Here is an 8,125-nt window from a genome sequence, read left to right on the forward strand (position 1 = left end):
TTTAGTAGCATCGTGATCCATTAGTTTTTTCTATTCGAAATGGGATTATTTACTTGACGGTGAACAGAGTATCTTTCAGGCATTATTTCTCATTAAATCAATTGAATACTTTTAAACGAAGAAACGTAAAACACTCATGTCATGGAGTAGTGGCAAAGATAGCGCTTGGGCACTTCAGCAACTCCTGAATAATCCTGAATACGAAGTTGTGGGTTTATTCAGCACCATCAATAAAAATGTGGATCGTGTAGCCATGCACGGTGTCAGAGTCGAGCTATTAAAAGCACAAGCAAATAGTATTGGACTACCAGTAGAGATCATCGAATTGCCTGATCCATGTAGTAACGATGATTACGAAAACATCATGGATAGATTTATCGATAAGGCCAAAGCAGACAATATTGAATGCATGGCATTTGGGGATTTATATATTAAAGAAATTCGTAAATATCGAGAAGACCAGTTAAGAGATACAGGCATCGAGCCGATCTTTCCAATCTGGGGAATACCAACCCATGAGTTATCAAATATCCTCTTAGAAAATGGCATCAAGACTGTTATTAGCTGTGTTGATTCTGAACAAATACCTGAAGATTTCGCTGGCAAAAATTATGATCATGATTTTCTAGAATCATTACCGGCAACTGCAGACCCATGTGGTGAAAATGGGGAGTTTCACAGCTTTGTTTATAATGGCCCGATGTTTAAAGAAGCGATTGGAATTAGCGTCGGTGAAAAGTATATAAAAGGTCAGTTTGTTTTTGTTGATCTACTACCTACAATTTAATACAAATTAGTATTAAATCACTTTATAAAACTCACCCCCCTACTTTAAGGCCTTTTTTATAAAATAGGACTATTTGCTTTAGCTCTATTTTCGCCCCAGATATTTAGAAGATTAGAACCAAACACTATAATCGCACCTATAATAACCCACATATTTATAGCTTCATTATAAAAACTCGCACCGATCAAAGCGATAATGGGTAAACGCAAGAAATCTATTGGCGAGACAAACATAACCGGTGCCAATTTGAGCGCTGATGTGATGCAAAAATGGGCAAACAATCCTGCACACGCGACAAGTACAATCAACGGCAAAGTTTTTATGCTTGGCAAGGCAATATCACCATCATAAACCGTACAGATTATTCCTAGCACGAGTTGAATGGCGGTTAGCCAAAACATAATACAGGTGATGCTTTCAGTTTGTGAAAGTAGTTTAGTACCGATGTATGCACCCGCAAAAGCAACCGCACAAAGAGCAGCGGCGATTACGCCAGATCCTATATTTATATTGCCCGGTTGCGCGACAATCAGAATACCCACAAACCCAAGAGTAACCGTCAGTAATCGTATTTTGGTTAAACGCTCGGCAAGAAAAATGGGCGCCAGTAAAGCGACCCAGATTGGCGTACTAAATTCAAACGCAAAAACTTGCGCAAACGGAATTATTGCGACGGCAAAGAACCAAAGGTTTTGCCCAATAAAATGACTGATATTTCGTATCAGATGCAAACTAAAACGTTTTCGAGAAATAGTCGTTAACGTGCCTGCAAAACCGCCGATAATCAAAACAATAACCAAACCAATTAAAGAGCGATACATCATGATTTCAAATGTATCTAACTCAACAGCCATTTCCCTTCCTGCAATAGCCATAGAGGTGAATGAAAGGACAGCGCCAATCATCCAAAGCACTGCTTTGATCGAGTTTGATACCTGCATACGGGATTATCTACTTTAGAGGTTTATTAAGTGTCTGGTTAACGTGTTTTTATCAGGGGTAATTCTTAATCTTCAGATCTTGATTAGAAATGGTAACTACGCGTAATACTGAATTCTTTACATCGATATGCCATGTCGAACCAAAACGAACACTGGTAAGCTTTTGCAATTCAGTCCCATCCTTTTTTGAAACCCAAAGATCTGTGACCTTTTTATCATCGTCCCTAAACCCAATAAGGAGCTTATCGTTTGGTTTGCGCTCAGCTACCGAGGTATTATTTTTAATAGCGGGATTATATGTTCCCTCGGCGCCATTAAACTGAATAGTATTATTTTTGTAAGCTGATTCAAAAAAGACAAAAGAAATACTTCTTTCAATATCTTTTTTGAAAAGTAATTTATGAGAGTCAGTTGAAGGTTGATAAATGGCTATATTTGTTATCTTTCGAGTTGACTTTGAACTACTTAGAAGACCTCCCTTACCCTCATCTACCGCTACAATCGCTTTATAATAATATCCCGTAGTAGGATCATAAGTATTGATTTCGGAATTACCGAAATAACTTGCCTCAACCACAAACACAGTAAGTAGAACGTAAGTAGAACAAAGACTGAAATAAAACCCTTCAAGTAAGTTTCCTGATTTTAGTTTTTAAGATTATATTATAAGTGAAAAAAATCTCATGACACACCCACCTACTTAAAGGGTGTTTAAAATTCGAACTACTCGGAATAACTATCTTTCTTTTCAATTTCCCCAAAAATAAGTCCCATGGGAATACCCGTAAACACGGCGAGAATCACGTGTAAAATAAAAATCAAAACTAAATAAGTTAAGATTGGATCGACATTATATTTTGCTGCTATGACAAATCCATTAAAAGCATAAGCCACGGCTTCAATTATTAAACTAAATTTAATTCCCTGAACGACCGGATGATCACCTTTTTTATAAAAATACGGATAAAGATAAGCCAACACAATGCCATAAATTATTTTCGCAACAATGGCTAGGGCAACTATGGGTTCTTTGCGAGTATTAGTTCCCATTGCTTCAAATATGTCTGCAAATAGAATGAAATTAAACGTATAAGCTACCAAAAATGCTATTAAAACACTGGCAATAGTCGTTAAAATTATCTGTTTGATATACATTTAAATAGCACGTTCTTTCGTTTAAAAAGTTCTTTACTCTAATAGATGATGGAAACAAATACACCCCCCAACTTTGGAGGGCTTTTTTTTATATTCCCAAATATGCCTTTTGCACATCGGGGTTAGACATCAAGGCATCAGCATTATCACTCATGGTAATTTTACCGTTTTCGATTACGTATGCTCTATCCGCTATTTGCAGTGCCTGATTTGCATTTTGCTCAACCAGAAAAATAGTAGTATTTTGTTCTTCGTTGATTTGCTTAATGATGTCAAAAATTTGCGCAATAATAATAGGGGCGAGTCCCATAGAAGGCTCGTCTAACAACAATAGTTTCGGGCGAGACATCAAGGCACGTGAAATCGCGAGCATTTGTTGCTCTCCACCACTTAAAGTACCGCCGGATTGACCGGACCTTTCTTTAAGAATGGGGAAAAGTGAATAAACATAATCCAGATCTTTTCTGATACCGTCTTTGTCATCTCTGAGGAAAGCGCCCATATCAAGATTTTCGCGCACGGTTAAATGCGGAAAAATATGCCGTCCTTCCGGTACCTGACATAAGCCCATCTTTACGATGTCTTCAGGTGGTTTGGTATTGATTATTTCACCCTGGTAAATCACTGATCCCTGACGTGGTGAAACGATATTACTAATCGACATCAAGGTGGTTGATTTACCGGCGCCATTAGCACCAATCAAGCTGATGATTTCACCTTCATTGATTTCCAGGTTGATACCTTTGAGGGCTTCAATATTTCCGTAGAAACTGTGTACATCTTGTAATTTAAGCATCAGCACCTTCTCCCAGATAAGCTTTAATTACAGTAGGATTATTACGTATTTCCTGCGGAGTACCTGTAGCAATCAATGTGCCGTAATCCAGCACGTAAATACGATGCGAAAGATTCATTACCAATTTCATATCATGTTCTATCAATAAAATAGCCTGACCTTCTTGTTGCAGTCTTAAAATCAACGCCTCAAGATCCTGAGTCTCTTGTGGATTCATTCCGGCAGCTGGCTCATCTAAAAGGAGTAGTGCGGGTTCTGTCGCTAATGCCCGGGCTATTTCTAAACGTCTCTGCTCACCATAGGACAAATTACTCGCGAGCTCATTAGCTGAGACTTCCAAACCAATTTTTTGCAAGATAGCGTAGCTTTTCTCGATGGTTTGTTGTTCTTCCTCGCGAGTGAATTTAGTTCTAAAAGCTGCTCCAAAAATAAATGATTTAGTACGGCAATGACGACCAATCATGACGTTTTCCAGAACACTCATGCTTTGAAACAGGCGTATGTTTTGGAAGGTTCTCGCCATGCCTTTAATCGTTACCTGATTGGGCTTGAGACCATTCAATCGAATATTCTTGGTCTTAGGTGTATTGAGAAGCACGTCACCTGAAGTTGGCTTATAAATTCCAGTTACACAGTTAAAGAACGTTGTTTTTCCTGCACCATTGGGGCCAATTAATGCAACGATTTCACCACTACTGATTTGTAAATCAACATCGGTTAGCGCATGGATTCCACCAAAGCGCATACTGAGCTTTTTAACATCGAGTATTAAACTCATGACTTTCCTGCTTGTGTAGTATCTACACTTTTCTTTGCAGTCTTTTCTTCAGGGTCGTACTGAATATGTTTGCGCACATTCGAAATAATGCCTTGAGGTCGATAGATCATCACCATCACCATAATTGCACCAAATGCCAACATTCGATAATCAGATAAAGCGCGAAGATATTCTGGTAGAAGAATCAAGACAAAGGCACCAACAATAACGCCGACAATCGACCCCATTCCACCAATCACGACAATCGCCAAGATGATTGCTGATTCCAAAAAGGTAAAACTAGCCGGATTAATAAAGGTCGTTTTTGCCGCAAAGATGACGCCAACCATACCTGCCCATGTTGCCCCTAATGCAAACGCAGTCAGTTTGGTTTTGGTTTTATCGATACCCATTGCCTGACAGGCAATTTCATCTTCTCTCAATGCTATCCAGGCTCTACCTAAGCGCGAATTCTGTAAACGATTAACAAAAAATATGGTGAAAAGCACTAAACCAATCATTATATAAAACATATAGTTAATAGATTGATTTAGGGTTAATTCCATACCAAATAAACCCGGACGATCTATATTTGAAATACCACTGGGCCCTTGCGAGAACTCATTCCAGTTTTCCAATACCAATCGAATAATTTCACCGAAACCTAAGGTAACAATTGCCAGATAGTCACCGCGCAAACGCAACACAGGAAAACCTAAAATAATACCGAATAAGGCCGCAAGAATTGCGCCAATCGGCAATACTATCCAGAAGCCTAAATCAAAATGCGTATTCAATAAGGCGTAACTGTATGCGCCCACAGCGTAGAAGGCGACAAAGCCCAGATCCAACAGACCTGCCATGCCCACCACAATATTTAAGCCCAAACCCAACACCACATACATCAGTGCTGTTGTCATAATATTTGTCTGATAGGGAGAAAAAATCAGCGGGAAAATTAATGCGAATAAACAAGCGGCAAATGCAATTGGATACAGGTATTTAGGTTCGTTAAAAATTCTTTCCAGAAAACCTATTTGAGGCTCTGTCACCAACGCCGCTCTTTCCTTGCGCTTGGTATTCTGGTCTAGAAAGAATTTACTCAATAACGAAACCAGAAAAGTACCGATAGCAACGTACAGCATATTCTGCCAGCGATATTCTACGGTCTTTTCTAAAGCGTCGACTTTTATCACTAACAGTGGAAAGGTTAGAAAAACAAACCACAGCGAAACCTTTAAAGATCGCGTAATTTCTGTGATCAGTTTGATGTCTTTATTGTTTTGTGCATTATCGTTAATCATACTTTTTGCACTTCCGCCTTACCGAGTAAACCTGATGGTTTAAAAATAAGGATTAAAACTAACAGCGAAAATGCGAATACATCTTCGTAATCACTAGAGACGTAACCGGTCGCGAAACTCTCGGTTAAGCCCAGGATAAAACCACCTAAAACTGCACCAGGTATTGAACCGATACCGCCTAAAACTGCTGCGGTAAATGCTTTTATACCGGCGATGAAACCGATGTAAAAATTTATCTGGCCGATATGAGAGGCAATCAACAAACCACCCAATGCAGCCAGTGCAGAACCAATAATAAATGTCACCGAAATAACCTGATCGACATTAATACCAATGAGTTTTGCCATGGTCCGGTCCTGAGCGGTTGCACGCATCGCTTTACCGGTGCGGGATTTTTTGATGAATAAAGTCAGAAGTAACATAATGACTATGGTACTTACTATTATCACCATATCTGTGGTTCCAACGATATGCGCAATCGGTTCCATAAATTCAAAATCGGGGATCAATTCCGGGAATGCTAAAAAATCAGATGTTTGTGCGAGCAATACATAATTCTGAAGGAAAATAGACATGCCGATTGCGCTGATTAATGGCGACAATCGCGGTGCGTGTCTTATCGGTTTATATGCGACTTTCTCAATGGTATACCCATAAGCACTGGACCAGATTGCAGCAGCTAAACCCGCTAAAACAATAATCGCCAATACCGGAAAACCATAAATACCTAATACGGTGGCTATGACATAAGCGGTGAACGCACCGATCATATAAATCTCACCATGGGCAAAGTTAATCAGACCAATGATTCCATATACCATGGTATAACCCAATGCGATCAATGCGTATATTGAACCGCGGGTTAAACCACTAAAAAATAATTCTATAAAATATTCCATGTGCTCACACTAAAAAACCTAGAGCGATGAAACCGCCCTAGGTTTGTTTTTTTTACTTCATTAATTTTCTAAAGTTATAAATTTCGTCATTCGCAATTAAATTGCTATAACTTATTTAACTTCTATGAATTTGCCATCTACAACCTGGTACATTGAGAAGCCAACACCCGTCGCATCGCCTTTCTCATCAAACTTGATGTCTCCTACCGGAGTTGAGATTTCGTTTTCATGAAGCGCTTTGGCAATTTTGTCAGAGTCAGTTGAATCTGCTTTATCAATCGCATTTAAGATCGCTAAAGTCGCCGCATAGGCATTCTCAAAGAAAGCGCCAGGATCTTTTCCGAACTCTTTTTTGTGTGCTTCATTAGCTGCTTTAGCAACAGGGTTGCTTGAATTGTCGTTAGGGCCTGCAGCATAAACGCCGTCTGCGTACTTACCCGCAACTTTGATAAACGTATCATCCTTAACTCCATCATCAGAGATAAATGGCGTCTTCATACGCTTCTTACGCATTTGCGTCACAATCTTAGACGCTTCTGGGTGATAACCACCGTAGATAACCGCATCAGCACCTGAACGTTTAATCTTTTGCACAACCGCAGAGTAATCAACCGCACCAGGAGTTACACCTTCGAACAATACAACTTCACCATCTTTCGCTTCTTCTAAAAACTTCTTGGCGAAATCAGCAAAACCTTTACCGTAATCACCTTTATCGTGAATGACTGCGATTTTCTTCAGACCTAATTTCTGCAAAGTAAAATCTACTGCTTTTTTAGCCTGGGCATCATCCGATGCAATAGTACGATAGAAATTAGGATAATCGCCGCTCTGCGTTAAACCAGGACTGGTAGCAGATGGAGAAATTACAATGATATTTGCACTTTTATAGATCGGTAATGCTGCTTTAGTAGCGCCAGAACAGATATGCCCTAGTACCGCGTGAACACCTTCAGAGACTAATTTAGTCGCGGTATTCGTTGAAATTTCTGGCTTACATACATCATCTTCAACCAGTAACTCAACCATCTTGCCATCGATGCCACCTTTAGCATTGATTTCTTTTACTACAAGCTCAGCCGCTTTAGTCGTTGGAATACCATAAGAAGCTAAATCGCCACTGTGTGGTCCAGCAACACCTAATTTAATGGTGTCTGCGCTAGCTAAGCTCATCGCCCCAAAGGCAAGTCCTAGTAATGTAGCAGCAACAGTTTTATGTAATGATTTTTTCATTATTGTATCCTTCGGTTGTATATAAAGTATGATGTCCTGAGAATAGGAAAATATGGCAGAAAATACCACTAAGAAATATAATAAAGAATAGATATTTTGATGTGCATCACAAAAATAACTTTTCTATTCGTAATACTTAGATAATCAAATAAATAATCTAATATTAGAAATTATAGAGTCACCCCCACTGCTGTCCCATAGTTATTCAAACTAAAGAAAGCCTGAACTTCAATTGTTATAATGTTTGTACCAC

The 8,125-nt window shown here is 39.1% G+C and carries 9 protein-coding genes; 1 reads left to right on the plus strand and 8 read right to left on the minus strand.

Annotation, left to right across the window (positions count from 1 at the left end; all coding sequences use genetic code 11):
• The first annotated feature begins 136 nt into the window (after window positions 1-136).
• Window positions 137-787 carry an adenine nucleotide alpha hydrolase gene (locus tag Q1A31_RS20695; protein ID WP_299881645.1) on the plus strand — a complete coding sequence of 217 codons (651 nt, stop codon included), beginning with the start codon at window positions 137-139 and terminating at the stop codon, window positions 785-787.
• A 56-nt stretch (window positions 788-843) separates the two neighbouring features.
• Here the strand turns inward: Q1A31_RS20695 and Q1A31_RS20700 are convergent, their stop codons facing one another.
• From Q1A31_RS20700 to Q1A31_RS20735, 8 genes are all read right to left on the minus strand, one after another.
• Window positions 844-1,728: a DMT family transporter gene (locus Q1A31_RS20700; protein WP_299881648.1), complete on the minus strand. Its 885-nt coding sequence runs from the start codon at window positions 1,726-1,728 to the stop codon at window positions 844-846.
• A 52-nt stretch (window positions 1,729-1,780) separates the two neighbouring features.
• Window positions 1,781-2,311, minus strand: coding sequence for a hypothetical protein (locus Q1A31_RS20705; protein WP_299881652.1), 531 nt, complete (start codon window positions 2,309-2,311; stop codon window positions 1,781-1,783).
• Window positions 2,312-2,451: 140 nt separating this feature from the next.
• Complete coding sequence (locus Q1A31_RS20710; RefSeq protein ID WP_299881655.1) at window positions 2,452-2,883, minus strand: hypothetical protein; 432 nt, start codon at window positions 2,881-2,883, stop codon at window positions 2,452-2,454.
• Between the two features lie 88 nt (window positions 2,884-2,971).
• Window positions 2,972-3,679, minus strand: a complete 708-nt coding sequence (locus tag Q1A31_RS20715) for an ABC transporter ATP-binding protein (protein WP_299881658.1) — start codon at window positions 3,677-3,679, stop codon at window positions 2,972-2,974.
• The gene (locus tag Q1A31_RS20720; protein ID WP_299881661.1) at window positions 3,672-4,457 is read right to left on the minus strand and encodes an ABC transporter ATP-binding protein; all 786 of its coding nucleotides are present in this window, start codon (window positions 4,455-4,457) and stop codon (window positions 3,672-3,674) included. The genes Q1A31_RS20715 and Q1A31_RS20720 overlap by 8 nt, the downstream gene beginning before the upstream one ends.
• Window positions 4,454-5,740, minus strand: coding sequence for a high-affinity branched-chain amino acid ABC transporter permease LivM (locus tag Q1A31_RS20725; RefSeq protein ID WP_299881664.1), 1,287 nt, complete (start codon window positions 5,738-5,740; stop codon window positions 4,454-4,456). The genes Q1A31_RS20720 and Q1A31_RS20725 overlap by 4 nt, the downstream gene beginning before the upstream one ends.
• Window positions 5,737-6,639 (minus strand): branched-chain amino acid ABC transporter permease, encoded by a 903-nt coding sequence (locus Q1A31_RS20730; RefSeq protein WP_299881666.1) that lies wholly within the window; start codon window positions 6,637-6,639, stop codon window positions 5,737-5,739. Before Q1A31_RS20730 ends, Q1A31_RS20725 begins: the two co-directional genes overlap by 4 nt.
• Window positions 6,640-6,750: 111 nt before the next feature.
• Window positions 6,751-7,872: a branched-chain amino acid ABC transporter substrate-binding protein gene (locus Q1A31_RS20735; RefSeq protein WP_299881669.1), complete on the minus strand. Its 1,122-nt coding sequence runs from the start codon at window positions 7,870-7,872 to the stop codon at window positions 6,751-6,753.
• Window positions 7,873-8,125: the final 253 nt, after the last annotated feature.

It is taken from the genome of uncultured Cocleimonas sp., from assembly GCF_947495625.1.
Taxonomy (GTDB): Bacteria; Pseudomonadota; Gammaproteobacteria; order Thiotrichales; family Thiotrichaceae; genus Cocleimonas.

Excerpts from the sequence above, each read along its gene's own strand:
- Q1A31_RS20695 (WP_299881645.1), top strand. The coding sequence starts at position 137 with ATGTCATGGAGTAGTGGCAAAGATAGCGCTTGGGCACTTCAGCAACTC.
- Q1A31_RS20700 (WP_299881648.1), bottom strand. The coding sequence starts at position 1,728 with ATGCAGGTATCAAACTCGATCAAAGCAGTGCTTTGGATGATTGGCGCT.
- Q1A31_RS20710 (WP_299881655.1), bottom strand. The coding sequence starts at position 2,883 with ATGTATATCAAACAGATAATTTTAACGACTATTGCCAGTGTTTTAATA.
- Q1A31_RS20715 (WP_299881658.1), bottom strand. The coding sequence starts at position 3,679 with ATGCTTAAATTACAAGATGTACACAGTTTCTACGGAAATATTGAAGCC.
- Q1A31_RS20720 (WP_299881661.1), bottom strand. The coding sequence starts at position 4,457 with ATGAGTTTAATACTCGATGTTAAAAAGCTCAGTATGCGCTTTGGTGGA.
- Q1A31_RS20725 (WP_299881664.1), bottom strand. The coding sequence starts at position 5,740 with ATGATTAACGATAATGCACAAAACAATAAAGACATCAAACTGATCACA.
- Q1A31_RS20730 (WP_299881666.1), bottom strand. The coding sequence starts at position 6,639 with ATGGAATATTTTATAGAATTATTTTTTAGTGGTTTAACCCGCGGTTCA.
- Q1A31_RS20735 (WP_299881669.1), bottom strand. The coding sequence starts at position 7,872 with ATGAAAAAATCATTACATAAAACTGTTGCTGCTACATTACTAGGACTT.